Origin of the sequence: Oceanidesulfovibrio marinus (genome assembly GCF_013085545.1) — a bacterium.
In the GTDB taxonomy this organism is placed as follows: domain Bacteria; phylum Desulfobacterota; class Desulfovibrionia; order Desulfovibrionales; family Desulfovibrionaceae; genus Oceanidesulfovibrio; species Oceanidesulfovibrio marinus.
Window position 1 is genome coordinate 2,088,084 of record NZ_CP039543.1, and the last position, 24,018, is coordinate 2,112,101.

Genomic DNA, 24,018 nt, shown 5'->3' on the forward strand with positions numbered 1-24,018 from the left:
CCGAAAAATAGCCGACTAGAATCTATTCTCAGACTTATACACCACTGGGAAAATTCTATCGGTAAAAGTGACGGTATTCCCTGCAGCGTTCCTTAAACCGAGAGTTACTTCAATTAAATCTGTAGTGTTCGGCATGAACGTGGATGATGCTGTCCCACCTTGATCATCGTAAAATGCCACAGAAAAAGTATCCACATCATCCACCAAGGTATTGCCATCCCAAGTCAGGACTTTGGCACTGCTATCGTAACCAATCGTGTGTGTTCCCGTAGCATTCGAAAGTGGGTCGAAGACGGGGGTATACGTAATCGATGTGGAGTTGGATGCCGATATCTGAGTCATATGCATCAACTCCACGCTCAACCTAGTCAGCGCAACTTGTGCCTTTTGTGCCAATTCAGCGTTGCTCGCAGCCAAGGTATAGCCACGAAGCGCCTGGGAAAAGCCAACGGCACCGATCGCACCGATCAACCCCAGAATGACCATGGTCGCGATGAGCTCGATCATCGTAAAGCCCTTAGCCCCTGGAGAATAGCTCTGCATATTCATAATCACACCTGACTCCAGTCTCACTGAATTTGGGTGTTTCGAACCTTGTTCTGTGTATAAATGTCTTGCCCGAGGTAGAGAACCAACTTCAGACCTGATTTAGCCTCGACAACCACTCGTACAACCTTTTTATCACTAGGAAATTCTGTATAGTATGGGCTTGCCTCTGTTGGTTCGACAGTAACATAGTCTGCGCTGAGATTTTTAATAGCGTCTTTACCATCCAGACTATTCCAATTTGCGTCCAGCCAGTTCGCAAAATCAGGCATGGGGCCCACTGTACCATTAGAGAAATCATCTGATCGCAAAGGTTGCAGTCCAATCGTCGTGTTGAAACCATAGTATCCATTATTCGAGTCGTAGAATACTTCCATTGCATTATCCAAAAAAGCCTGCAGCTCTTGGTTCTTCTCTACCCTTTTCATCGGAGTGTCGCTTGTTAAAATACCTGAATAAAAGAATGGCAGTATAAGTGCTCCCACAAAGCCGACTAAAACCAATGTCAAAATCAACTCGATGAGGGTAAAGCCCCTGTGGTGTATAGTGTCGTTCATGCTCATTTGATAAATCCTGTCTGCTGCGTAATAATGATGGGTTTAACAGAGCCATGTTCGCCACTTACCGTAGGCGTGATTGTCGTATCTGTCGTCAATGGAGTTTCTGAAGGACCTACAGGTCGACCCCGGTCATCAAATTCGATGCGGCCTGGGGTCACTGAAAGCGCAGTGGATTGAAAATCATACGTTGCGGAATCTTCACCCGGCAGATTGACCATCGCCGACGTGGTGCCGTTACGCTCCAAGGTATAGGACTTGCCGCTACCAGCTATATTCAGACCCCACGTTCCATCGTCGCCCATGGCCCTGAGCTGGGCGAACCGTATATGAGCACGAAGGACGTTCATATCATTGAGCATCTTAGAATCTTCCGAATCCGCTTTTGGTATTACGAACGCGGCAAGGATACCGAGAATCAGAAGCGTTGCGATGAGCTCCACGGCCGTGAAGCCGGCGCTCCGGTCGCGTTTAACTAATTTGGAAAGTGGATTCATGCCTGCCTGCCCCCTTCCGTGCATTTGAGAAGGACGGCCCCCAGAAAGAGGCCGATGATAAGTCCGCTGCCTACCAGGCTGATGGTCGCCAGGAGCATGGCGGAGATGCGCATGGTGCCGAGAATGGCCGTGCCGTTGACCACCACCAGCAACAAGTAGGCCAGGGTAACCACCTGCGCGGCGCGGTAGGCTCGCGGCCCCAGCTTGCGCAAGAGAACGCCTGCCGCGAGGAAGCCCACCCCGGCAATGTAGGCCAGGACAGGCTGAAGCATCACCCACTCCGGCAGCAGCGAGGGCCTGAACGGCACATGCGTCAGACCGGTGCGGATGATCAGCCCGTAGACAAGGTGGAACAGCCCGGCGACCAGGAATATGGACGAGCAGCTGCTCGACCGGGTGATGCCGCGCACCAAGTGGGACAAAACGCGGTCCGAGTCGAAGAACGCGTACACCGAACCGAGCATCCGGCCCGAGGCGCAGGAACGCGCGCACGGCAGCTGGTCCATGACCCGGCCTGTCAACGTCTCGTCAGGGCGCGGCGCTTCCTTGGAAAGAAGCTGCGTCATCTCCCCGGCGAAATCGTCAAGGCCATCCAGCTCCTCGATGCGCATGTCCAGGGTCTCGTCGTTGTTGGAATCGTGCTTCATGATACGGCGCCTGTCGTCTCCATGGTATGGTTGAGCCGCGCACAACGCGGCAGCGTCATTCTTCGCCCATCAGCTCCTTGAGCCGTGCCAGACCGCGGTACACGCGCATCTTGGCGGCTTCCGGCGTCACCTCCAGAATATCGCCGAGCTCCTTGAACGAAAGCTCGTTGAGGAAGCGTAGCGCCACGGCCTCTCGCATGTCCACCGGCAGCATGGCCAGGGAGTCGCCCAGCCTGGCGAGCCGTTCCTGGCGGTGGTAGTGCTCCTCGGCAGAGTCCCCTGCCCCATGCCCGTTTCCGCTCACATCCGTGTGGTCCGAACCTCCGGGGGCGGCCACGGGCATGGTCCGGCCCACCTGCTCCCGGCCGGAGCGTCTCTTCAGATGCCGGCGCACCGTGTTCAGGCAGATGGTGTACAGCCAGGAGAAAAACCGCCGCTCCAGGTCGAAGCGGTAGAGGTTCTCGTAGACCTTGGCGAAAGTCTCCTGCACCAGGTCGTCGGCCTCCTCGGCCGTGCCGGTCATCATATAGGCGATATGAAAGAGCTGGCCCTTGTAAGCGTCTACCAGGCAGGCGAACTGCTCCCGCTCACCGGCGAGCACTCGCGTGATTATCTCTCGTTCCCGGAGACGCTCCATTGCACCCCCATATACTCATGGCAAAACCAAAGGTAACAATATTTCCTTATTTTTTTTCTTGGCAGCGAAATCCTGCTTGAGTCATACTCGCGATATTCATGATTCTGCAACAGCAACGCCTGTATTGCCCGCCTTATTTGCCGGAGCCCTCGCCATGTTTCTCAGCCTGAAGATCGCGCTCTCATCCCTTGCCGCGCACAAGCTGCGCGCCATCCTCGCCATGCTCGGCGTGTTCCTCGGCGCCCTGGCCCTCACCGGGGTCCAGCACGTCTCCCTGGGTCTGGTGCGCCAGGCCGAGATCGAGATCGAGAAGCTCGGCCCCAACCTCTTTATCGCCATGTCCGGCCAGGTGCACATGCGCCCCAGCGGCTCGGCCAGCGCCTCCAGAGCCGCGGCCACCTTCACCCGGGCCGACGCCCGCGCCCTCATCCAGAGTCTCCCCTCGGCCGAGGACGGCGCGCCCTACGTCACAAAGCAGCTCGCTGTGCGCTATCAGGCCATCAAGGTGCCGTCCGTGGTGGTGGGCACCACGCCCAACTACGAAAAAGTGCGCAGCCTGCGCCTGGCCTACGGCCGGTTCTTCACCCAGCACGACGTGGACGACCGCGAGATGGTCTGCGTGATCGGCAACACCATCGCCACCAAGCTGTTCGGCTCTCCGACCACGGCGCTGGGCCGGCTGGTCTACTATGCGCAAGCGCCCATGCGCATCATCGGCGTGCTGGAGCCCATGGGTGCGGATATCGTGGGCACCGACCAGGACGAGCAGGTCTTCGTGCCCATCACCACCTTCATGCGCCGCATGTCCAACCAGGACTACATCAACGGCGTGTACATCAACCTGCGCCGGTCCGAAGACGCCGAGCGGGCCAAGGAGGCGGCATCGGCCATCCTGCGCCGCCGTCACACCCTCACCTCCAGCGAGAAGGACGATTTCAGCGTGCTCACGGCCAAGGACACCGTGCAGCTCCAGCAACAGGCCCTGGACCTGGTGCAGACCCTCGGCGTCATCAGCTCCAGCATTTCCTTTGCCGTGGGCGGTCTCGGCATCCTTTCCATCATGATTCTGCTGGTCCGCTCCCGCCGGCTGGAGATCGGCGTGCGCCGCGCCGTAGGCGCCACGCGGCTGGACATCGTGCGCCAGTTCCTGCTCGAATCCGGCATGATGGCCACCGTGGGCGGCGGCCTGGGCGTGGGCCTGGCCCTGGGCGTGCTCGCCATTGTCTCCGTGACCACCGGCTTCCCCTTTGTGCTGGAGCCCGTGTTCACGGCCCTGGCCATTGGCGGATCGGCAGCTCTCGGCCTGGCCGCCGGCGCCTACCCCGCCTGGCAAGCCTCGCAGCTGGAAATTCTGGACGTGCTTCGATAAGCAGCGACATGTCGTGACAAAACATCGGATTCCGGTTTACAAGGAGCGCAACCCCTTTCCGATACACGACGATTATGACCGGCAAAAAAAAGAAACAGAAGCCTTCGGCGCTCATGGCCCCGGTCCGGCTGGAACCGGTGCTGGCCTATCCGTGCCCCAAATGCGGGGCCGAGGTCACCGTACGCGCGCGGCACAAGGCAGTCACCCTGGTCTGCGAGAAGTGCGACACCTTCTTCGGCGCGCACCCACTGCCGCCTGCCGCGCTGCTGTCCATCCAGCAGGTCTTTGAAAAGGCTCTCGCCGCCATCCCCAAGCCGTCCGTGGTTCCGGAGAACGCCTATGTCTTCCGCCTGGTGCGGCCCCGCGACCAGCTCTCCTTCGCCCTTGCCATCGACCTGCAGGTCCTCCTCCAGGCATTCACCAACAATTACGAAGCCACCATCAAGCGCCTCGGCGGCACACGCATCCTCACCACCGGGCAGATTTACGACATGAGCAGCTTCGAGGGCTTTGCCACGGCCAACATCACCAACCCCAACTCCGCGGCCAGGGCGTTTATCGACCTCTCCGCCGACGGCGACTCCCTCGCCGGCCTGAGCGACTACTCCCTTGTTGCCTTCGAGGGCGTGTGCTCCGGCTTCATGGGACAGCACAACCCCAACACCCTGCTCTTCGGCGACTGCGCCCTGGTGGGCGTGGACGGCTACGAGCCCGAGGCCGGACACATTTTTGACGAGATCGTCTTCGAGCTGCCCATCTCCTCCAAGCGGAACCGCTCCAGCCGCAACATCGTGTTCACCAGGCCGTCAAAGCACAGCGTGGAGTAGCTCCGCCGGTGCATCCGGGCTGCGACTGTCCATCCCCATAATCCTGTCCGTTCCGGACAGAGGTTATCGCTCCCGCCCGTCACTTCCTGAGCGGTATCGCCAGCGTCTTTGCCTGTCCCAAAAAGTGGCGAACAACTCCTGCTTCCTCCACTTCATACCCGTTGACTGCGACCTTTTTTGTCTTATCATTATCTTGTCTTTCCCTTGAACTATTAAACCATTTCAGGAGGTTGGACATGTACACCCGTTTTCTTCCCGAAATTCGCAGACGTGCCCGCGAGGAAGGTTCTCCCATGTCGATAGCTGACTTGATGGAAGACTTCTGGCGCGGTTCCTTTTCCCCGGAGACCTCACCCAGGACCATGGGATATCCGGCTTTGGACATCGCCGAGAACGAAGACTCCGTGACCGTGACGGCCGAGGTGCCCGGCATGAAGGCCGAGGACATCGACGTGACCCTGGAGCGCGGCGTGCTGACCATCAAGGGCGAAAAGAAGTTCGAGGACGAACGCAAGGGCGAGAACTTCCACCGCATCGAACGCAGTTACGGCTCGTTCCAGCGGGTGGTGCAACTGCCCACCGAGGTGGACGATGAGAAGGTGACCGCCAACTACAAGGACGGCGTGCTGACCCTGTCCATGCCCAAGTCGCCGGCGGCCAAGAAGCGCAAGATCGAGATCGGGGCGTAATGAAACAGCGCCGGACACGGCGCATCCATTCCTGTGAAGCGAAAAGCGCCGAGGGCGATTGCCCTCGGCGCTTGTGTATTGTGTGAGGTTAGCGGAGTTGACCGGTTCAAGCCGGTTAAGTGCATACCCCTCTATTATATGGATGGGCGTCGCGCCGTCTTTTAGACGGAACTCCCTGAAGCAGCCTACGCCGCCCGGCGTTTGCCGGCCCGACGCGACGGCGGCGCGTTGCGCTCCTCTGCAGCCACGAAGCCCATGTCCTCTTCCATGCGCCGCACCTTCTCGCGCACGCGCTTGGCGATCTGCCGCACCTTGCTCAGCTCCTGTGGTCCGAACGGCCGCGTCTCCAGGGTCAGCCCGGCCACGTCCATGAACTCGTTGTACAGGTATGGCAGGAACACCGGGTCGCTGCGCAGAAAGGCGTTGAGCCTCTTCAGGCCCTCGAAGCTCTGTGCTGCGTTGCGCTCCGGCTTTTTGGCGAGCTTTTCGAACTCCTTGACCATCTGCCGCAGCCGGGTGTTCCACTGCTGCGACCGGCTGGGGAATACCGGCGCCTGCTGCGGCGCATGCGCTGCGCCCACTGCGTTCGTAAAATGTTCCAGGCTGCCGGGCTCCGAGGCGAAAAATCCTTCCATGACCGCCTTGGAAAAGTCGAGCTGCTGCGCACCCTGGATCACAGCGCCGCCGCCGTAGAGGCAACCCGTGGGCAGCCCCAGGCGTCTGATGTCGCCAATGAGGTCGCGCAGTGCCGTGGTGTAGGAAAGCGTGGAGTGCAGGGTCTCGCCATCGGCGTTTTCCAGGGTCACGCTTCCCTTGACGTTGTTGTGGTGGCCGCCGGCGTGGCTGTGATCGCCCTTCCAGGCGAAGTCCATGCCCGCCAGAAGGATGCGGCCCACGCCCATCCAGGCCAGCAGGCGATACAGCGTTACCGAGACATTGGTGCCGGCATTGAATACCGGCTCGCGGTCCGCCAGAGCGTAGGTGCCCAGGCCGCCACGCGTCCAGAAAGGAATGGCCGGGCCCGGATAGTTTTCCAGCACCTCGGGGTCGAGTTTGGTGGAGTACAGCAGCGGAATGCCTTTCGCGAACTCGGGGTCCAGCCGCTTGAAGACCTTGCGCATGCCGCGGCTGTAGTCGATGGCCATGCAGAAATGGGGGACCAGCCCGTACTTCTGCAACGCCGGCAGGGTCTGCAACGCCGTGGCGTAGCAGGCATGTCCTGGCGATTGCGCCATATTCGCCGCGAACATCTCCAGGGAAGGACCGGCGCCCAGGATCACGGCGGAGACTCCGGCCGCAGCGCCTTGCAGCCGGGCCACGGAGCCGTCCTCGAAGGCGCGCTTGAAGTTGGAAAGCTCGTTGCCCACCATGGTGTCCTGCTTTTTGCGCAGGGTGGCGAACTCCACGGACATGTTTTCCAAGGTGTTGCGGATGATGCGACCCAGGCGGTCGTACTCCGGCCCCATCTGCCTGCTGGGCATGTCGCCCCGGAAGATGATCCGGCCGAACACGAAGTGCACGTCCACCCGGCGCAACGCCTCGTAGATCGCGTTCTCGTCCGGCGGCAGAATGATCAGGCGGCCGGCCTCGATAAAGGGGCTGTAATCGGTCTGGCCCAGGCACGCCACCAGCACCTCGGCGCGCGGCTCTACGACCAACACCGTGTGCGCAGGCGGCGCGGACTTCAGAATTTCGTTGAGCCCGTAGCCAAGGTTCACGCCCACCAGCACCGTCAGGCCTTTGGCGTCGCGCTCCTCCATCGCGCCCCAGTCCTTGTAGAACACGGGTGGAGCAGCCGCGGCGAACAGGGTGGCGCCGTTCTCCATCCGCCAGTCCAAGCGTCCGGCATGGTTGACGATACGTTCCGCGACTGCCTCCGGCTGGACCATCTGCGACTTGATCCACTCCAGGGTGGCGGTCATGCGACCGGCCAAGGCCTCCAGATTCCGTGTGAGGTGTGGTAAGCGTTCCATACGCGCGGTTTTGCAAAGTCTTTGCCACACGCCTGGAACCTTTCCGACCATATACGCTCCCGCCCTTGTCAGCACTGCTGATTTGGACTAGTCCAATAGGGCTTGAACCCTTGTCAATTCTGACCTCCGAAAGGAATGGAAATATGTCTCCCGTTATCAACGCCGATGTTTTGCAAGCAATAGGCAACACGCCGCTTGTCACCATCAACCGGATGAATCCCAACCCCCGCGTCAAGATTCTGGCCAAGCTCGAAGGCAAGAACCCCGGGGGATCGATCAAGGACCGCGTTGGCCTCGCCCTCATCGAGGCGGCCGAGAAGTCCGGCGAGCTCGTTCCCGGCAAGATCGTCATCGAGGCCACCTCCGGCAACACCGGCATCGGCCTCGCCATGGTCTGCGCCGTCAAGGGCTACCCCTTGCGCCTGCTCATGGCCTCCACGGCCTCCAGGGAGCGCAAGCAGATTCTGCTCGCCTACGGCGCCTCCATCCAGCTCACCCCCGGCCACCTCTCCACGGACGGCGCCATCGAGGAAGCGTACCGCATGGCCCGCGAGGAGCCGGACAAGTACGTGCTCATGGACCAATTCAACAATCGGGCCTCCATCGACGCGCACTACTACGGCACCGGCCTGGAAATATGGGAGCAGACCGGCGGCGAGGTGACCCACGTGGTGGCCACCCTGGGCACCTCCGGCACGGTCATGGGCATCACCAAGCGGCTCAAGGAGATGAACCCGGCCACCAAGATGATCGCCCTGGAACCGCGCCCCGGCCACAAGATCCAGGGCCTCAAGAACATGCACGCCTCCTACCCGCCCGGCATCTTCGATCGCCACGTGCCGGACGAAATTCGCCCGGTGGACGACGAGGAGTCTTTCGAGGCGTGCCGCCGCCTGGCGCGAGAGGAGGGCCTTCTGGTGGGCATGAGCTCCGGCGCGGCCATGGCTGGGGCCATGCGCCTGGCCAAAGAGCTGGACAGCGGCACCATCGTTGTGCTTTTCCCGGACGGCGGCGAGCGCTACCTCTCCACTCCGCTCTTCGCCCCGCCGCCGGAGCGCGGCGTGCGCGTATTCGACCTTGCCCGCGGCGAGTCCACCATCGTGGCCACGGAAACCATGGGCGAAGCGCCCACGGCCGGCTTCTTCACCATGGGCCCTGCCCTGGACCGCCTGGGCGATCTGGACGCCTGGCGGCGCATCCTGAGCCTGGATCTGATGACGCGTTATCTGAACGGGCAGGGACGCAAGGCCAAGGCCGTGGTCAGCCTGGCCGACCTGGACGACAGCGCGCTGAAGGCCGCGCGGGCCGCCGGACTCTCCCGCAAGGAGCACGCCGGCCGCGCCCTGGACCAGGTCAAGGAGCTCGCCGCCAGGCTCGGCGTGTCGGACGCCGTCTCCTTCCATCTGGCCGGCAACCACCAGGAAACCGCCCTGGACATCTGCCGCAAGCTGCTGGCCAAGGGCGCGGCCTACGAGAAGCTGCGCTCCGTCTACTTCGACGTGCTGCGCTACGCAGACTACGGCCGCATGACCTCCATGGACCTGGAGAAGATATCCCTGGGCAAAACCGTGGACCTGGCCGAGTACGCCAAGGACAACCCCAAGGACTTCACCCTGCTCAAGCGGGCCAGCCTGGAGGACCTCAAGCACGACGACATCGTCAAGACCGAGTGGGGCAACGTGCGGCCCTCGTGGTTCTTGCAGCACGCCGCCGTGGCAGCGGACACCCTGGGCGAGATCGCCGGGTTCATGGCCTCGGAGGCGCACGTGTTCCCGCATCTGGAGAACTTCCGCGCCATCCTCGCCATTGGCCGCAGCCTGGAGCCCGGCGCATGGCTCGTGGCTAACCATGTGACCTCCGAGATCGGGGGCGCGGAGCTGGCCGATCTCCTGCGCGATGCCCCGGCCAGGCTGGTGCGGATGTGGTATCTGTCCACGTCCTACAGAAAGCCGCTCTCCCTTTCCGACAAGAGCTTCGCCATGTGGAAGCGCAACCACGCCAAGGTGTTGCACGCTGCCGGCGATCTCCATCTGGCGGCAGACGGCGCCAAGCCGCTGGCCGATACACCCAAGGCCGCCGCGGCTTTGGAAGCAGCGCTCGGCGAGAGCCTGGAGGACGATCTCAGTCTGCACCGCTTCTGGCCGGAGCTGTTCTCTTTCTGCCGGACCGCGGCCCAGCTCGGCGCACATGGCGCCATGAACCCGGCCGAGGCCGCGTCCATGGAAAATGCGCTGCTCGATGTGGACGCCGTGCTCGGTGTTCTGGGCGAGAACAGCCTGCCGCTCCCTGCCACCAAGTGGCCGGCTGAGGTGGCCGCCCTGGTAGCGGAGCGTGAGCAAGCCCGTCAGGACAAGGACTTCGGCAAGGCCGACGAGCTGCGCGACATCCTGCGAAGCAAGGGCTACGAGGTGGAAGACGCGCCGCAGGGCACGCGCCTCTTCCCGACACAGTGCTGACACGGGTCAATCAACATATCCACGCAAAAAAGGGGAGTCCATTCGGGCTCCCCTTTCTCGTTGCGCCGTACGGCGCATGCTCGATGCGAGCTTGTTACTTCTTGGCGCCGGCGGGCTTCTTCTCTTCCGCCTTCTTCTCCGCAGCCTTGGCCGAAGCTTCGGCAGCCTTCTCCATGGCCTGCTGCGAGGCTTCGGGGCCATCGGCGCAGACCGTGGCGCAGGAAACATCGCCAAGCACCACGGGGGCCGGCTCCGGCTCGGTGGAGGTCACGCGGAAGCTCAGCTCCTCTTCGGCCTGAATCTCCTCGCGCCACTCCAGCTCCAGGGTAAGCTTCTGCTTGCCCTTTTTCACCGCGGCCTCAAGCTCCAGCTCGATGGATTCGGCAGGCTTCAGGGTGACGAACTCGGCCCCGCGCTGCACCACCACTGTCTTCTCCTTGAAGCTCTTGACCAGATCTTCCAGGAAGTTGGTGACGGACTTGAAGTCCATGCTGCCCTTGACGCTGATACCGCTTTTGTCGCTCATGATTACTCCTCCATGTATTGAGAGTTCGTTGATGGTTGCACCATGTCCCGCCAGTTACTGCGCGGGCCCATCCGTATCGCTGCCGGCGTCTGGTTCCTGCTCCGCGGTGCAGTCCTCTGCCAGCTTCAACTTCTTGCCCTGCTTCTTTTCCTGTTCCTCTTCGACCTCTTCCAGCTTCTTTTCAGCCTTCTTCAGGAACTTCTCCAGGGCCTTGTCCACGGCCGTGTCCACATCGAGCTTGCGGCCCAACGTGCGCGAACGCTCCTTGGCCTGCTCAAGCCGCTCGGCAATGGAAACCTCGACATTGAAGATAACCCGTTTGAACTCTTTCTCTTCCTTGAACACTCCCATTTTGAACCCCTTGTCGTACAAATTGTGTACAAAGCTTCCTGCGTGTCGTTACCGGTTCGGATTGTCTTCACTCGCTGGTTTTGTCCATGCAACATCTTAAAATCATTAAAAATCAGAGCATGGCACTTCTGTTTTGCTGCTCCTTCTCCGTCCTTGAAAAAGGATAGACCACCACACCGTTTTTTTGTCAAATGACATTTTAAAAAATTGTTGCTGATTCATCCTATACAACTTCATAACATATTGGTTTAGCATACTATAAAACTTTACTATTGTACTAATAATGTACGCTTTTTGTAACATTCGGCTCCTACACTTCTGCTTCCGCCCCTATTGACCAACCCCGAAAGCTGTCGCACATTCCCCCTCTTGCTCGATGCGAGGCCGGACCGACATGCCCTTGAAAATACCCGCCCCTACCTCCAAGCGCCGCGAAATATGGCGGCTCGCTTGGCCCCAGACGCTGATGATGGTGGCCCACTTCTTTGTGGGCTTCGTCGATGTGCTGGTGGCCGGCAAGCTGGGCACCGACGTCCAGGCCGCCCTCGGCTTGATCACCCAGAGCTTCTTTTTCTTCCTCATCATCGCCATCGGCGTTTCCAACGGCGTGGTCGCAGCGGTAAGCCAGTCCCTGGGCGCCGGCCTCATCAGCCGGGCGCAGCGCTACACCATGTTCTCCCTGGCCCTGGCCCTGGCAGGCGGCCTGCTCATCTTCGTCGTGGGCACCACATTCCGCGGGCCATTCCTCAACGTGCTGCAGACACCTCCCGACATCCACAAGGAATCGGCCTACATGCTCACGGTCTTCCTGCTGGTGGTGCCTGCCAACTACATCCTCAATGTGGGCAACGCGGTGTTCCGCGCCTACAAACGCGTGGACATCCCGCTCATCTCCCTGACCATCGTCAGCGTGGTGAACACCGTGGCCGACCTGGGTCTGGGACTGGGCATGTGGGGGTTGCCGGCGTACGGCTACAAGGGGCTGGCCTGGGCCACCTTCTTCTCCTATCTCACGGGCGCGCTGTTCACCCTGGCCGTGCTCACAAAGCAGGGCATCCTGCGGCCCTCGGAGTTTCCGCCGCTACGCTGGATGAAGCCGGCGTGGAGCTACCTCTTCAAGGTCGCCTGGCCGGCCGGACTTACGCACATCCTCTGGCAGACAGGCTATCTCGTGCTCTTCGCCATCGTGGCCTCCCTGCCGTATGACAACGTCAACGCCCTGGCCGGTCTTACGGCGGGCATGCGCGTGGAGTCGGCGCTCTTCCTGCCGGCCTTTGCCTTCAACATGACGGCGTCGGTTCTTGTCGGGCATTTTTTGGGAGCGGGCGACCCGGCCGAGGCCAAGCGCACGGGCTGGCAGATCCTCCTTTTCGGTTGCGGCGCCATCAGCCTGTTCGGCGTGGTGGTCTGGCATTACGCCGCGCCCATCGCCGGCCTGCTCACGCCGTCCGAGGCCGTGCGGGCCCAGGTGGTGGAGTATCTGTTCTGGAACATTCTCGCGATTCCCTTCACCACCGCGAGCATGATCCTGGTGGGCATCATGTCCGGCGCCGGGGCAACCCTCTATAATCTCGCAGTATTCGGTATAGCCACCTGGTTTATTCGGCTTCCGCTGGCATATTTCATGGGCCATGTGATACTACAGGACTCATCCGGGGTCTGGATGGCCATGCTCGTATCCCAGGTCGTTCAAGCCGGCGCCGGTCTGTACATTTTCCAGTTCAAACCCTGGAGCCGCTTTTCCATGCGCAGGCAGAAGGCGCTCCCAACCATACGGACATAATCATGGCACCCCTGTTTGCAGAATCGATATGCGATCATTCTGTCGAGTTTTGCACGCCCGCCCTGGAGCAGCGCGACATGTACGTCGAGCGTTTCTCCCGCTGTCTCCAGAAGGCGTCGGACTACAGCTTCATCAACCTCTGGGGTTGGGCCGAGCAGTACGGCCTCACGTGGGCCTTTTCCAACAAATGCGCTTGGATACGCCAGAACAACCCCGAGCCCGTGTTCTGGGCTCCTGTGGGCCCCTGGGAAGAGGTGGACTGGGCCAACTGCGCGGTGCTCGCCCACGGCGGCACCTTCATCCGCGTGCCTCAGCCCCTGTACGCCCTCTGGAAAGCCGCCCTGGGCGACCGCGTTTCCGCAGAAGAGTCGCGCGACCAGTGGGACTACGTCTATGACGTCCACGAGCTCATCACGCTGGAAGGCAAGCGCTATGCCAAAAAAAAGGCGCTCCTGGACAAGTTCAAGGACAAGTACGACTTCCGCTACCACTCCATGACGACTGACTGCGTGGAGTACGCCCTGGACCTGCAGGCCGAGTGGATCGAGTGGCGGGAGTTCCGGGACTCCGAGGCCCTGCTCATGGAAAACGCCGCCATCGCGCGGGTGCTCAAGAGCTGGGAGGAGCTGCCGTGCATGCGGGGCGGGTACATCACCGTAGACGGCAACATGGTGGCCTATACCGTGGCCGAGGCCATCACGCCGGACACCCTGGTGGTCCATTTCGAGAAGGGCAACACGGAGTTCGAGGGCGTGTACCAGGCCATCAACCAGATGTTCCTGGCCAACGAGGCCGCCGACTGCGACATCGTGAACCGTGAGCAGGATCTCAGCGACCCTGGCCTGCGCAAGGCGAAGCTTTCCTACAATCCATCGGGATTCCTCAAGAAGTACAAGGTAACCGTAGCTCCGGAATAAGCTCTTGGCTGCCACGCGGGTTTTCCTGGTCATCCCCAGCCTGGCGCCGGGCGGGTCGGAGCGGGTGCTCGTGCGCCTCGCCGCCGGGCTGGACCCCGAGCGCTTCGAGCCGGAGGTGGTCACGCTGGCCGCGGCCGGGCCGCTGGACCAGGAGATTCCGGAGCGCATCACCCGCCACAACCTGGACGCAGGCCGCGTCCTTGCCGCCTTGCCGCGGTTCGTACGCCTGGCGCGCAAACGCCGTCCCGCGGCCATCATCTCCTTCCAGATGCATGTGAATCTTGCACTACTGCTGCTCCGGCCGTTTCTGCCGCGGGGAGTGCGCATCGTGGCGCGGGAGGAGAGCATGCCCTCGCGAACCTGCGCGGACAGCCCGCTGCCCCGGGTGTTCGGCGCGATGATCCGGCGGCTCTACCCAAAGGCCCATGCCGTGCTGGCGTTGTGCGACGCCGCCGCGGCGGAGCTGACCGGCCAGTTCGGCGTGCCGCAGGACAAGGTCGCGGTCGTCCCCAACCCGGTGGACATAGATGCTGTGCGCGCACGCGCCTTGAATGATGCTTTGGATAAGGATGCGCTGCCACCCTTGCCGCGGCTGGTGTTTGCGGGCCGGCTCGCGCCGGTCAAGCGGGTGGATGTGGTGCTGGAGGCTTTAGCGAGGATGCAGCGGCGCGCTTCGCTCATGATCGTGGGCGGCGGGGACGAGAACGCGATGCAATCACTCCGGGAACGCGCCAAGGCGTTGGGCGTGGCGGAGCGCGTGCTCTTCACCGGCCACCAGTCCAACCCGTATCCATATATACAGAGCGCGGACCTGCTGGTGCTCGCCTCCCTGCGGGAAGGCCAGCCCCTGGTGGCCCAGGAAGCGCTGGCTCTGGGCACGCCTGTAGTCTCCGCAGCCATGCCCGGCTGCATTCCGGACATGATCCGGCACGGCGTTAATGGCTTTCTCGCGCCGTTCCACACAGATTCGGAGCAACAAGCCAAGGCCCTGGCCGCGACTCTTGACAACGCCCTGGACGCTCTGGACTGCCGACCCGGCCGAATGGACACGGCCAAGGGAATCGAGGCATGGGCCCAAGATGCTGTTTGCCGCGCGCACGAAAAGCTCATAGAGTGAGGCACCGCAGGGATTCCCTGCTGTGACCGAAGTCTTCCGTTTGACAGTCCACTGCCCTTGCACTATCTCCTCGGCAGAGCCGTTCGGGGCCGGTCCGTTTCCCGGAAATTACCGCGGCCCGAAAACGCTTTTCATAAGGAATGCACCATGAGAGAACAAGTTGAACAAGCCCTGGCAAAAATCCGCCCGCAGCTCCAAGCCGACGGCGGCGACATCGAGCTCGTGGACGTGACCGACGACGGCATCGTGAAAGTTCGCCTGACCGGCGCGTGCAAGGGCTGCCCCATGTCGCAGATCACCTTGAAGAAGGGTGTGGAAAAGATCGTACTCAAGGAAGTTCCGGAGGCCAAGGCAGTCGAGGCCGTCTAACACCGCGCCACAACCAGCTTATACAGGCGGGCACGTACGCCCGCCTTTTTTACTTATAGATACACGCCATGACCGATACTACATCCACTATTGTCACACGTTTCGCTCCCAGCCCCACCGGCCATCTCCACCTCGGCGGCGCGCGCACCGCACTGTTCAGCTGGCTTATGGCCCGCCACGCCGGCGGCCGTTTCCACCTGCGCATCGAGGACACGGACAAGGCCCGCTCCAGCAACGAGATCACCGCCGCCATCCTGGAGGCGCTGGCCTGGTTGGGCATTGCCTGGGACGACGAGCCCGTGCACCAGTCCCTGCGCGAAGATGCGCACAACCGCTGCATCGACAGGCTGCTCGAAGAGGGCAAGGCCTACTGGTGCGAGTGCACGCCCGAGGAAGTGGAGGCCATGCGCGAGAAGGCCCGCGCCGAGGGCAAAAAGCCCAAGTATGACCTGACCTGCCGGGAAAAAAACCTGGGCCCTGGTCCCAATCGCGTGGTGCGCTTCAAGACGCCTCTCACCGGTAAGATCGCCTACACCGACCTGGTCAAGGGCACCATCGCCGTGGACAACGCCGAGCTCGACGACATGATCCTGCGGCGCACGGACGGTTCGCCCACCTACAACCTGGCCGTTGTGGTGGACGACCACGACATGGGTGTGACCCACGTGCTGCGCGGCGAGGACCATGTCAACAACACGTTGCGCCAGATCCACCTGTACGAGGCGCTGGGCTTCGACGTGCCGGCCTTTGCCCACGTGCCGCTCATCCACGGCCCGGACAAGAAGAAGCTCTCCAAGCGCCACGGCGCCAAGAACATCCTGGAGTACCGGAATGAGGGCATTCTGCCCGAGGCGCTGGTCAACTACCTGGCGCGTCTTGGCTGGAGCCACGGCGACCAGGAAATCTTCAGCCGCGACGAGCTCGTGGCCATGTTCGAAGCGTCCGGCCTCTCCACCTCGGCGGCCGCCTTCGACCCCGAGAAGCTGCTCTGGCTCAACAGCCACTACATCAAGGAGTCCCCTGTCCCCCGTCTTGCCGACCTGCTGGCCGAGCAGTTCGCCGCCCGCGGCATCACGGACTGCGACCGCGCCGTTCTGGAAAAAATCGTGCCGCAGTACCAGCCCCGCGCCAAGACCATGGCCGAGATGGCCGACGAAGCCGCCGTGTTCCTTATCGACGACACCGATGTGGAGTACGAGGAGAAAGCCGTGCGCAAGGTGCTGACGGACGAGGCCAAGGCGCGTCTGGCCGAGATTCGCGAGCTCCTGGCCGGGCTTGAAGCCTTTGACGAATCTTCATTGGAAAATACTTTGAATTCATACATGGATCGCAATGAACTTAGCTTCAAGCATATTGCCCAGCCTATTCGTGTTGCTGTAACCGGCCGCACCCGCAGCCCTGGCCTTTTTGAGACGCTGGCCATCCTGGGCAAAGATAAGTCACTGAATCGCATCGACACGGCTCTCTCGCTTTAAGCGTGAGAGTCGTGCGAAAGCGACCACAATGTGCGTTTGCGCACATTTTTAAAAGCCGCTCATGCGCCATTGTAAATGTTGTGTATAAAGGAAGAAATGTTCTCTTGACTTTTCCTATGCGAAGCATACACTCCTCTTAAGCTTCACGTAAAAGCCAAACCCACCGCGAGGTGGGGACGGAAAGCCACGGGCCTCCTCGAGGCAGCCGGGTTGCCTTTGAAGGATGACCTTCCCAAAGCACGTGTCGTATTCCTAGGCTTTCCTCCTTTTTCCGTTTGGCTACATTGCGCTCTGCTGCGCGCTCGTGAAGTCCCTGGATGTTGTTCCTGTCCCCGGGCTCTACCGGCGTGAGTCTGGATTTACGGAGGATCAAGAAATGACGTACGACAGAGAAGCCAATTGGAAGGAAGAGCATCTCTTCTTCGCCAAGCAGCCCATATTCACCAAGAATCCCAGAGTCTGGGGCTACGAGCTCACCTACCGCGACAGCCCTTTCACCGGCAATGGCGGCAAGGGCAATGCGCTCAAGAACCTCGCGGCCAACGCCTATGCGCTCAAGCTGCGCGGCGACGTCGGCTCCCAGAAGCTCCTGCTCTCATTCTCTGAACGCTCCATCATCTCCAAGGCGCCAAGCGCCCTGCCGGCCAGCCACACCGTGGTGGAGATCGAGGAATCGAGCGCGCCCGACAAGGAGCTGCTGGATTCCATCGACCAGCTTCGCAGCGACGACTATCTGATCGCCATCACCGATTTCCAGGGCAAGTCCGGTTCCGAGCCCTTGGTGGAACGCGCCGACATCATCAAGATAGACATCCGCCGCAAGCGGCCGCAGATCATCCTTGATTTGATGAACCGCGCCCCGGCCGACAAGGTCGTGCTCGTGGCCACGGGCGTCTCTTCGCCGGAGCTGCTCAAGCTGGCCAAGGCCCTCGGCTTCAAGCTCTTCCAGGGCAGCTTCTTTCGCAAGCCGGAGTTCAAGACAGAGCGCCAGCTCTCCTCCAGCGAGGCCACCCGCCTCAAGCTGTTCGAGATCATCTCCGGCCACCCCGACTTCTCCAAGCTGTCCCAAGCCATCGCCATGGACGCCTCCATCAGCTACCGCCTGCTGCTCTTCCTCAACTCGGCGGCCTTCAGCTTCCCGGTGGAGATCACGTCTATCCAGCACGCCGTAGTGCTGCTGGGCTGGGACCAGATCAAGAACTGGCTCCGCGTGGCCGTGCTTACGGACCTCACCCCGCCCACCAAGACGCTTGAGCTCGTCCGCCTCGCGGCGCAGCGGGCCAAGTTCTTCGAGCTGGCGGCCATGCGCAACAACTACTCGCCCGAGATACAGGACAAGCTTTTCCTGCTCGGCCTCTTCTCGCTCATGGAGCCCATTCTGGATATGCCCATGGAGAAGATCGTCAAGAACCTTCCCATCGACCCGGACGTGAAGAACGCCCTGACCGGCAAGGATACGTCCCTGGCTGGCTGGAACGTTCTCGCCCAAGCTATCGAGGAAGCGAACTGGGAGATCGTGGACCGCGCCATCGCTGTGCTCGGCCTGGAAGGCCCGGCCGTCACCGGCAGCTACTACGACTCGCACGTGCTCACGAACTCCTTCTTCGACATAAACAGTTAGTGCCCTCCAACGGAGCCCTGCTTCGGTAGGGCTCCACCATCTATACCCTATACGCCGGCCACCACGGCGTTCCCACCATTCCCCCCCTTCCCCCGCCGCCCGCACATCGGGCGACAGGCACCGGCCCCTCCCTGGGGCCTTTGCCTATTTTGGGGGCCTGCGACGAATCACACCGGAACACTCTCTGAATCAACCACCCACGCACAACAACGCACCGTGGCTGCCGTCAGGAACAGCCCCGCCGCAATGGAGACTCTTTATCTCCATCTTTCGCTTGTAAAATAAGCTACTTTTGAGAGCGCCCGAGAATGCGCGTCCGCGAGACCATCTTGACGAACGGCGCGGCCACGTCCGGCGCCATGCGCTGCGTCAGCACCATGTACGCGGCCACGAAGACCAGTCCGCTGGCGCACAGCCCGCACAGCGCCATCAGGTGGTACGGCAGCGACAGCAGCTCCACACCATAGCGCACCAGCCCCGAGGGAACGAGGCTGAGCACGGCCGCCCCGGCCGAGACGCCCAGTGTGCGGACCAGGCCGGTGAAGGCCTCCGGTCCCTGCCGCCTGCGCCAGATGATGGTCATGGCCGCGGTGTACAGGCCCACCGAGGTGAGGCTTGCCGCGGCAAGACCAATCGCGCCGAACGCCGACCCCAGCACCCAGTAGAACGGCAGCGCCACCAGTGTGGCTCCGGTGCCGGCCAGCGACGGCCGCAGCGTGTCCTTGCGCGCGTAGAACGCCCGTCCCAGCACCTGCTGCACGCCCCACAGGAACACGCCCAGCAGCATGATCCGCAGGCAGATGGAGGTGACAGCCAGGTCCGAGGCCCCGAACCGGCCCTGCATGAAGATAAGCCCCACGGTCTCCGGCGCTACGAGCAGCATCCACAAAGAGATGGGCACGATGACCGCCGCGGTGTTGCGCAGCGCCGTAGCCAGTGTTTCGGAGAACTCGCGGTCCGCGCCCTTGGCGGCCAGCCCGGCCAGGAAGGGGTACGAGGCCACGCCCGCGGCCTGGGCCACCACGCCCACGGGCACCAGCATGATCCGCCGCGCGTAATTCAGCCAACTCACGGCTCCATGCTCGGCCAGCGAGCCGAAAATGCGCAACAGCTGCTCGTCCAGCACCACCACGGACTGGCCGATCATCAACGGCAGCGCCAGCAGCACAAAGGTCTTCAGCGCCGGGTGGTAGAAATGCGGCCGGAAGCGGAATCCGCCGGGCGCGCCCGGCTCACTCTTGCTCCGGCTGGCCGCAGCCAGCATGGGCAGCAGCAGGTTGCCCACCAGGGAGCCGGCCACCACGCCCCAGCAGAAGCCCTCCATGCCGTGGTTCAGCATGACCAACCCGCCCAGAATGATGCCGCCGTTGTAGACCAGCGGGGTCAGCGCCGGCACAAGGAACTGCTTGCGCAGGTACAGAAGCGCGGTGAAGCACGATCCCATGAGGAAAAAGACCTGGGCCGGCAGGATGATGCGCAGGAAGTGGGCCAGACGGATCTGCGCCTCGGCAGAAAAGCCCGGGGCCACGACCATGGCAAGCTGTGGCGCGATGATCTCGCCAATCAGCGTGAGCAGCACGATGGCCATGGTGATCCAGGTGAGCGCGGCCGAGAAGAATCGCCAGCCGTCCAGCTCGTCCAGGGTGAAGCGCTCGGAGAGCAGCGGGATGAGGGTGATCGCGAAGTAGCCGCCGGCAAGCAGATAGTTGATGAAGTCCGGCACGACGAACGCCGCGAAATAGATGTCCGACTCCAGCGTGGCGCCGAAGTGGTAGGCAATGACCTTGTCCCGCACAAGGCCCATGAGCCTGGAGAGCAGGATGGAGCTGGCCATGATGATGGAGGCCAGCCCCAGAGAGTGGGAGCGTCCGGCTATCATGGGCAATTCCCTAACCGTCCCTGCCCGGTGCGTAAAGTCGGAAAAATTTTTGATCCGGCACAGAATTTCCCGCCTATGTCTTCCACCTTTCTCGTAACTGCGGTATAGTAACACTATCTATGCATTCTATTGATGATCTTTCATTAAACGTATTACTCAGCACTATTCGAAAGGAGGCATTTCCATGGAGTATCCGTCTATGCCGCTTCTCGGCGACAAGTTCCCCAAGCTCAAGGTCAACACCACCCGCGGCCACATGAAGCTGCCCCACGACCTGAAAGGCAGCTGGTTCATCCTGTTCAGCCATCCGGCGGACTTCACGCCGGTCTGCACCACGGAGTTCTACGCCTTCCAGAGCCGCGTGGCCGACTTCGAGGCGCTCAATTGCAAGCTCATCGGCCTCTCCATCGACCAGGTCTTCTCGCACATCAAGTGGACCGAGTGGATCGAGGAGAAGCTGGGCAAGGAGATCACCTTCCCCATCATCGCTGACGACCAGGGCCGCATCGGCATGGAGCTCGGCATGATCCATCCCGGCAAGGGCGCTTCCACGGTGCGCGCCGTTTTCATTGTGGACCCGGAAGGCATTCTCCGTCTGACTCTCTACTACCCGCAGGAGATCGGCCGGAACATGGACGAGCTGCTTCGCGCCCTCCGCGCCCTGCAGGTCTCCGACAAGAACGGCGTGGCCGTGCCGGCCAATTGGCCTGACAACGAGCTCATCGGCAACGGCGTCATCATTCCGCCGGCCCAGGACGTGAAGTCCGCCAAGGAGCGGCCCCAACAGTACGAGTGCTACGACTGGTGGTTCTGCCACAAGAAGCTCGAGGAGTAAGTACGGAGCCTTGCTATGCAAGGAGCACGAAACGAAACGGCCGCGTCTCTCTGCATGAGGCGCGGCCGTATACATTCCAACCAGGAGTCTTGAGCAATGGACAGATGGAAGCCGATGAGCCCGTACCTCGGCGGGCTTCTCACAGGGTTGCTCATCATCGCGTCCGTGCTGGTGGCCGGCAAGTACTTCGGCGCATCCACCAGCTACGTGCGCACGGCCGGCATGCTGGAGCAGACCGTGGCCCCGGAGCATGTGGCCTCCCTGGGTTACTACCAGAAAGAGCAGCCCATCGTGGAGTGGCAGTGGATGTTCGTGCTCGGCATCATGATCGGCTCGTTCATCGCCTCGCGCGCCTCGGGCGCCTTCGAGCTCACCGGCACGCCATCCACGTGGCGGGAGCGCTTCGGCCCCAGCCCGATCAAGCGGGGGCTCGTCGCCTTCTTCGGCGGCGCAATAGCATTGTTCGGCGCACGCCTGGCCGGGGGCTGCCCCTCGGGCCACGGCCTGTCCGGCGGCCTGCAGCTCGCGGTCTCCGGCTACATCGCGCTCGTCTGCTTTTTCATCGGCGGGCTGATCATGGCGCGCATCGTCTACAAGGGGAGGTAGCCATGCAGCTCGACATACAACTTTTCTGGGGCCTCATCACCGGCATCCTCTTCGGCGTGCTGCTGGAGCGCTCCCGCGTGGCCCGCTACGACAAGCAGCTCCTCGCCCTGCGGCTCATGGACATGACCATCGTCAAGTTCATGCTCACCACCATCGTGGTCGCGGCCGTCGGCATATACGCCCTGGTCGCGGCAGGCGCGGTCACCCTGTCCATCAAGCCCGCCATCCTGGGCGCGAACATTGCCGGCGGGCTGATATTCGGCCTGGGCTGGGGCCTGGTGGGCTACTGCCCCGGCACCGCAGCCGCCGCCTTTGGCGAGGGCCGGCTCGACGCACTCTGGGCCATGGCCGGCATGGTCCTGGGCGGCGCGCTCTACGCCGAGGCCTACCCTGCGATGCAAGCCACGGTGCTCACCTGGGGCGACTATGGGAAGATCACCATCCCCACGGCCCTGGGGGTGAGCCCATGGCTGGTCATCGCAGTGCTCGTCGTGTGCGCCGCCCTGCTCTTCCGCTTTTTCGAGCGGCGCGGGCTGTAGAACGCACGCCCATGCTCAGGCCGTTGCATCACGCGCGCTGAGCATGCAGGTGTTCACCTCTCCCGGAGGAACCATGGGCCAGACCGCGGCATGCTCGGCCACGGGAACGCGGATCAGCCGCGGGCCATGCGCCGCCAGCGCCTCGGCAAGCATGGCCGGGCCGTCGCAGGCCGTGGCCAGGTCCCACGCCTGGATGCCGAAGCCCCGCGCCACGGCGGCGTAGTCCGTCCCCGCGCAAAAGCCCGAGGAGCCGTCGCGGCCACCATGGAAGAGGTCCTGCTGCTGCCGGACCAGTCCCAACCCGCCGTTGTCCATGAGCAAAATGGCGATGTCCGCGCCGGTCTCGCGCAGCGTGGCCAGCTCCTGCACGTTCATCAGCAGGCTGCCGTCGCCGGTGACGAGCAGAACGCGCTCTCCCGGTGCGCTCATTGCTGCGCCGAGGGCCGCCGGCAGGCCAAAGCCCATGGTGCCCAGGCCGCCGGAGGTGAGCCACCTGCCCGGCCGCTGGAAGGGATAGGCCTGCGCCGTCCACATCTGATGCTGTCCCACGTCGGTGACGAGGACGGCGTCCGGTCCCATGATCTCGCCGGCCATGCGGATGACCGTGCGTGGCCCGTCGCCGGGATCGTGGCACGGCGCGTCCTGCGATTCCGACTCCGCGCAGCTCCCGTGCCGTGTGCGCCCGTGGCATGCACCCTCCAGCATGACCAGCAGAATGGCCAGCACCTCGCCGGCGTCGCCGGTCAGGAAGATGTCGCCGTCGTGGCGCCGGGCCGAGGGGTCGGCGTCGATGCGCACGATGCGCGCCTCGGGACAGAAGCCTTCCATGCGTCCGGTGGTGCGGTCGCCCAGGCGCGCACCCACGCACAGTAACACGTCGCTGGCCGCAATGGCCGCGTTGGCCGCCGGCGTGCCATGCATGCCGCACATGCCGAGATAATCCGGATGGTCATGCGCCACGGCGCCCAGGCCCAGCAGCGTGGACGTCATGGGCGCGCCGATCTCCCTGGCCAGACGCGCCGCCAACGCACCGGCCTGGGGCGAGCGCACGGCCCCGGCGCCCAGCAGGATGACCGGCCGCTCGCACCGCTTAAGCTGCTCCGCGGCGCGGGACAAACCGGCCATGTCCATGACGCACTGGTCCGAAGCGACGTGCTGCTCAAAGTGAAAGGAGCGCGCATGCCCGTTGCCAGTGCGCTCCAGCTGCACGTCCTTGGGAACGTCGATGAGCACTGGCCCGGGCCGGGGCGAGGCCGCGACCTCGAAGGCGAGGTTCAGGAGCTCCTCCAGCTCGTCGGCGGATTCCGCCCGCCACGCCGCCTTGACGGCCGGCTTGCTCATGGCCGTGATGTCCGCCTCCTGAAAGGCACGGGTGCCGAGCAGCGCACGCGGCACCTGGCCCGTAATGGCGACAACAGGAACGCCGTCGGCATGGGCGTCGGCCAGGGCGGTGAGCAGGTTGGTGGCTCCAGGGCCGGATGTGGCGAAGCAGACCCCGGGACGACCGGTGAGCCGCGCCGCGCCCTGGGCCATGAAACCGGCGGCCTGCTCGTGCCGGACCAGCACGTGCCGCAGGATCTCGCTTTTGCCCAGCGTCTCGTACAACGGCAGGTTGGCTCCTCCCGGAATACCGAACACCTGACGCACGCCGTGATCTTCCAGGGTGCGGACGATGCACTCCGCACCCGTGGGTTTATGGAAGATGGCGTGGGCGTCGGCCATCTCCTCCGGCCGTGTCTTTGAAGATTGCAGCATGTGGCGCCTCCTGGCTGGTGTGGCTCCCGCATGCGCCGGTGAAGAAA

At 62.5% G+C, this 24,018-nt stretch carries 23 protein-coding genes and 1 riboswitch; of the genes, 13 read left to right on the forward strand and 10 right to left on the reverse strand.

Going from position 1 to position 24,018, the window contains the following annotated elements; genetic code table 11:
* Nucleotides 1–15: 15 nt before the first annotated feature.
* From E8L03_RS09290 to E8L03_RS09310, 5 genes are read right to left on the reverse strand one after another with little or no spacing between them, the layout of a single operon-like run.
* On the reverse strand, nt 16–549 hold the full coding sequence (locus E8L03_RS09290; RefSeq protein ID WP_235896496.1) for a prepilin-type N-terminal cleavage/methylation domain-containing protein: 534 nt from the start codon (nt 547–549) through the stop codon (nt 16–18).
* A 20-nt stretch (nt 550–569) separates the two neighbouring features.
* Entirely contained in the window at nt 570–1,109 is a 540-nt protein-coding gene (locus tag E8L03_RS09295; RefSeq protein ID WP_144233501.1) for a type IV pilin protein, read from the reverse strand.
* Complete coding sequence (locus E8L03_RS09300; protein WP_167512285.1) at nt 1,106–1,600, reverse strand: pilus assembly FimT family protein; 495 nt, start codon at nt 1,598–1,600, stop codon at nt 1,106–1,108. Before E8L03_RS09300 ends, E8L03_RS09295 begins: the two co-directional genes overlap by 4 nt.
* Nucleotides 1,597–2,247 (reverse strand): hypothetical protein, encoded by a 651-nt coding sequence (locus tag E8L03_RS09305; RefSeq protein WP_144233499.1) that lies wholly within the window; start codon nt 2,245–2,247, stop codon nt 1,597–1,599. The genes E8L03_RS09300 and E8L03_RS09305 overlap by 4 nt, the downstream gene beginning before the upstream one ends.
* Nucleotides 2,248–2,302: 55 nt before the next feature.
* Nucleotides 2,303–2,884: an RNA polymerase sigma factor gene (locus tag E8L03_RS09310; RefSeq protein ID WP_171267190.1), complete on the reverse strand. Its 582-nt coding sequence runs from the start codon at nt 2,882–2,884 to the stop codon at nt 2,303–2,305.
* Between the two features lie 154 nt (nt 2,885–3,038).
* Between E8L03_RS09310 and E8L03_RS09315 the strand changes: the two genes are divergently transcribed.
* From E8L03_RS09315 to E8L03_RS09325, 3 genes are all read left to right on the forward strand, one after another.
* Complete coding sequence (locus tag E8L03_RS09315; RefSeq protein ID WP_171267191.1) at nt 3,039–4,253, forward strand: ABC transporter permease; 1,215 nt, start codon at nt 3,039–3,041, stop codon at nt 4,251–4,253.
* 74 nt (nt 4,254–4,327) lie between these two features.
* A complete protein-coding gene (locus E8L03_RS09320; RefSeq protein WP_171267192.1) occupies nt 4,328–5,080 on the forward strand; it encodes a hypothetical protein in 753 nt (250 codons plus the stop codon).
* A gap of 293 nt (nt 5,081–5,373) precedes the next feature.
* Nucleotides 5,374–5,769 (forward strand): Hsp20/alpha crystallin family protein, encoded by a 396-nt coding sequence (locus E8L03_RS09325; RefSeq protein ID WP_235896470.1) that lies wholly within the window; start codon nt 5,374–5,376, stop codon nt 5,767–5,769.
* Between the two features lie 185 nt (nt 5,770–5,954).
* On the opposite strand, the gene E8L03_RS09330 is transcribed toward E8L03_RS09325, so the two are convergent.
* Nucleotides 5,955–7,742 carry a motility associated factor glycosyltransferase family protein gene (locus tag E8L03_RS09330; protein WP_171267193.1) on the reverse strand — a complete coding sequence of 596 codons (1,788 nt, stop codon included), beginning with the start codon at nt 7,740–7,742 and terminating at the stop codon, nt 5,955–5,957.
* 143 nt (nt 7,743–7,885) lie between these two features.
* Between E8L03_RS09330 and E8L03_RS09335 the strand changes: the two genes are divergently transcribed.
* Complete coding sequence (locus E8L03_RS09335) at nt 7,886–10,198, forward strand: cysteine synthase (protein WP_171267194.1); 2,313 nt, start codon at nt 7,886–7,888, stop codon at nt 10,196–10,198.
* A 94-nt stretch (nt 10,199–10,292) separates the two neighbouring features.
* Here the strand turns inward: E8L03_RS09335 and E8L03_RS09340 are convergent, their stop codons facing one another.
* On the reverse strand, nt 10,293–10,724 hold the full coding sequence (locus E8L03_RS09340; RefSeq protein WP_144233492.1) for an amphi-Trp domain-containing protein: 432 nt from the start codon (nt 10,722–10,724) through the stop codon (nt 10,293–10,295).
* Nucleotides 10,725–10,778: 54 nt separating this feature from the next.
* Entirely contained in the window at nt 10,779–11,075 is a 297-nt protein-coding gene (locus tag E8L03_RS09345) for a hypothetical protein (RefSeq protein ID WP_144233491.1), read from the reverse strand.
* Nucleotides 11,076–11,469: 394 nt separating this feature from the next.
* Between E8L03_RS09345 and E8L03_RS09350 the strand changes: the two genes are divergently transcribed.
* The 6 genes from E8L03_RS09350 to E8L03_RS09375 all read left to right on the forward strand — a co-directional run bounded on the left by E8L03_RS09350 (nt 11,470) and on the right by E8L03_RS09375 (nt 18,357).
* Complete coding sequence (locus tag E8L03_RS09350) at nt 11,470–12,858, forward strand: MATE family efflux transporter (RefSeq protein ID WP_144233490.1); 1,389 nt, start codon at nt 11,470–11,472, stop codon at nt 12,856–12,858.
* Nucleotides 12,859–12,860: 2 nt separating this feature from the next.
* Entirely contained in the window at nt 12,861–13,775 is a 915-nt protein-coding gene (locus E8L03_RS09355; RefSeq protein WP_144233489.1) for a DUF2156 domain-containing protein, read from the forward strand.
* A 4-nt stretch (nt 13,776–13,779) separates the two neighbouring features.
* Complete coding sequence (locus tag E8L03_RS09360) at nt 13,780–14,892, forward strand: glycosyltransferase (protein ID WP_171267195.1); 1,113 nt, start codon at nt 13,780–13,782, stop codon at nt 14,890–14,892.
* 147 nt (nt 14,893–15,039) lie between these two features.
* Complete coding sequence (locus E8L03_RS09365; RefSeq protein ID WP_144233487.1) at nt 15,040–15,261, forward strand: NifU family protein; 222 nt, start codon at nt 15,040–15,042, stop codon at nt 15,259–15,261.
* Between the two features lie 68 nt (nt 15,262–15,329).
* Entirely contained in the window at nt 15,330–16,736 is a 1,407-nt protein-coding gene (gltX, locus tag E8L03_RS09370; RefSeq protein ID WP_171267196.1) for a glutamate--tRNA ligase, read from the forward strand.
* 143 nt (nt 16,737–16,879) lie between these two features.
* Nucleotides 16,880–16,954: riboswitch (cyclic di-GMP riboswitch) on the forward strand.
* 158 nt (nt 16,955–17,112) lie between these two features.
* Nucleotides 17,113–18,357, forward strand: a complete 1,245-nt coding sequence (locus E8L03_RS09375; protein WP_144233485.1) for an EAL and HDOD domain-containing protein — start codon at nt 17,113–17,115, stop codon at nt 18,355–18,357.
* Nucleotides 18,358–18,643: 286 nt separating this feature from the next.
* On the opposite strand, the gene murJ is transcribed toward E8L03_RS09375, so the two are convergent.
* Nucleotides 18,644–20,236: a murein biosynthesis integral membrane protein MurJ gene (murJ, locus tag E8L03_RS09380; RefSeq protein ID WP_171267197.1), complete on the reverse strand. Its 1,593-nt coding sequence runs from the start codon at nt 20,234–20,236 to the stop codon at nt 18,644–18,646.
* A 184-nt stretch (nt 20,237–20,420) separates the two neighbouring features.
* On the opposite strand from murJ, the gene E8L03_RS09385 reads away from it, so the two are divergent.
* The 3 genes from E8L03_RS09385 to E8L03_RS09395 all read left to right on the forward strand — a co-directional run bounded on the left by E8L03_RS09385 (nt 20,421) and on the right by E8L03_RS09395 (nt 22,216).
* Nucleotides 20,421–21,071 carry a peroxiredoxin gene (locus tag E8L03_RS09385; RefSeq protein WP_144233483.1) on the forward strand — a complete coding sequence of 217 codons (651 nt, stop codon included), beginning with the start codon at nt 20,421–20,423 and terminating at the stop codon, nt 21,069–21,071.
* 96 nt (nt 21,072–21,167) lie between these two features.
* Complete coding sequence (locus E8L03_RS09390) at nt 21,168–21,677, forward strand: YeeE/YedE thiosulfate transporter family protein (RefSeq protein ID WP_144233482.1); 510 nt, start codon at nt 21,168–21,170, stop codon at nt 21,675–21,677.
* Between the two features lie 2 nt (nt 21,678–21,679).
* A complete protein-coding gene (locus tag E8L03_RS09395) occupies nt 21,680–22,216 on the forward strand; it encodes a YeeE/YedE thiosulfate transporter family protein (protein ID WP_171267198.1) in 537 nt (178 codons plus the stop codon).
* A 15-nt stretch (nt 22,217–22,231) separates the two neighbouring features.
* Here E8L03_RS09395 and ilvB read toward each other — a convergent pair whose 3' ends face one another.
* The gene (gene ilvB / locus E8L03_RS09400) at nt 22,232–23,971 is read right to left on the reverse strand and encodes a biosynthetic-type acetolactate synthase large subunit (protein ID WP_244963710.1); all 1,740 of its coding nucleotides are present in this window, start codon (nt 23,969–23,971) and stop codon (nt 22,232–22,234) included.
* Between the last annotated feature and the right edge of the window lie 47 nt (nt 23,972–24,018).

Coding starts and splice junctions, on each gene's coding strand:
- gltX (WP_171267196.1), top strand. CDS start 15,330: ATGACCGATACTACATCCACTATTGTCACACGTTTCGCTCCCAGCCCC.
- E8L03_RS09385 (WP_144233483.1), top strand. CDS start 20,421: ATGGAGTATCCGTCTATGCCGCTTCTCGGCGACAAGTTCCCCAAGCTC.
- E8L03_RS09325 (WP_235896470.1), top strand. CDS start 5,374: ATGTCGATAGCTGACTTGATGGAAGACTTCTGGCGCGGTTCCTTTTCC.
- E8L03_RS09345 (WP_144233491.1), bottom strand. CDS start 11,075: ATGGGAGTGTTCAAGGAAGAGAAAGAGTTCAAACGGGTTATCTTCAAT.
- E8L03_RS09390 (WP_144233482.1), top strand. CDS start 21,168: ATGGACAGATGGAAGCCGATGAGCCCGTACCTCGGCGGGCTTCTCACA.
- E8L03_RS09315 (WP_171267191.1), top strand. CDS start 3,039: ATGTTTCTCAGCCTGAAGATCGCGCTCTCATCCCTTGCCGCGCACAAG.
- E8L03_RS09365 (WP_144233487.1), top strand. CDS start 15,040: ATGAGAGAACAAGTTGAACAAGCCCTGGCAAAAATCCGCCCGCAGCTC.
- E8L03_RS09375 (WP_144233485.1), top strand. CDS start 17,113: ATGACGTACGACAGAGAAGCCAATTGGAAGGAAGAGCATCTCTTCTTC.
- murJ (WP_171267197.1), bottom strand. CDS start 20,236: ATGATAGCCGGACGCTCCCACTCTCTGGGGCTGGCCTCCATCATCATG.
- E8L03_RS09350 (WP_144233490.1), top strand. CDS start 11,470: ATGCCCTTGAAAATACCCGCCCCTACCTCCAAGCGCCGCGAAATATGG.
- E8L03_RS09310 (WP_171267190.1), bottom strand. CDS start 2,884: ATGGAGCGTCTCCGGGAACGAGAGATAATCACGCGAGTGCTCGCCGGT.
- E8L03_RS09330 (WP_171267193.1), bottom strand. CDS start 7,742: ATGGAACGCTTACCACACCTCACACGGAATCTGGAGGCCTTGGCCGGT.
- E8L03_RS09290 (WP_235896496.1), bottom strand. CDS start 549: ATGAATATGCAGAGCTATTCTCCAGGGGCTAAGGGCTTTACGATGATC.
- ilvB (WP_244963710.1), bottom strand. CDS start 23,971: ATGCTGCAATCTTCAAAGACACGGCCGGAGGAGATGGCCGACGCCCAC.
- E8L03_RS09300 (WP_167512285.1), bottom strand. CDS start 1,600: ATGAATCCACTTTCCAAATTAGTTAAACGCGACCGGAGCGCCGGCTTC.
- E8L03_RS09295 (WP_144233501.1), bottom strand. CDS start 1,109: ATGAGCATGAACGACACTATACACCACAGGGGCTTTACCCTCATCGAG.
- E8L03_RS09335 (WP_171267194.1), top strand. CDS start 7,886: ATGTCTCCCGTTATCAACGCCGATGTTTTGCAAGCAATAGGCAACACG.
- E8L03_RS09320 (WP_171267192.1), top strand. CDS start 4,328: ATGACCGGCAAAAAAAAGAAACAGAAGCCTTCGGCGCTCATGGCCCCG.
- E8L03_RS09355 (WP_144233489.1), top strand. CDS start 12,861: ATGGCACCCCTGTTTGCAGAATCGATATGCGATCATTCTGTCGAGTTT.
- E8L03_RS09395 (WP_171267198.1), top strand. CDS start 21,680: ATGCAGCTCGACATACAACTTTTCTGGGGCCTCATCACCGGCATCCTC.
- E8L03_RS09305 (WP_144233499.1), bottom strand. CDS start 2,247: ATGAAGCACGATTCCAACAACGACGAGACCCTGGACATGCGCATCGAG.
- E8L03_RS09340 (WP_144233492.1), bottom strand. CDS start 10,724: ATGAGCGACAAAAGCGGTATCAGCGTCAAGGGCAGCATGGACTTCAAG.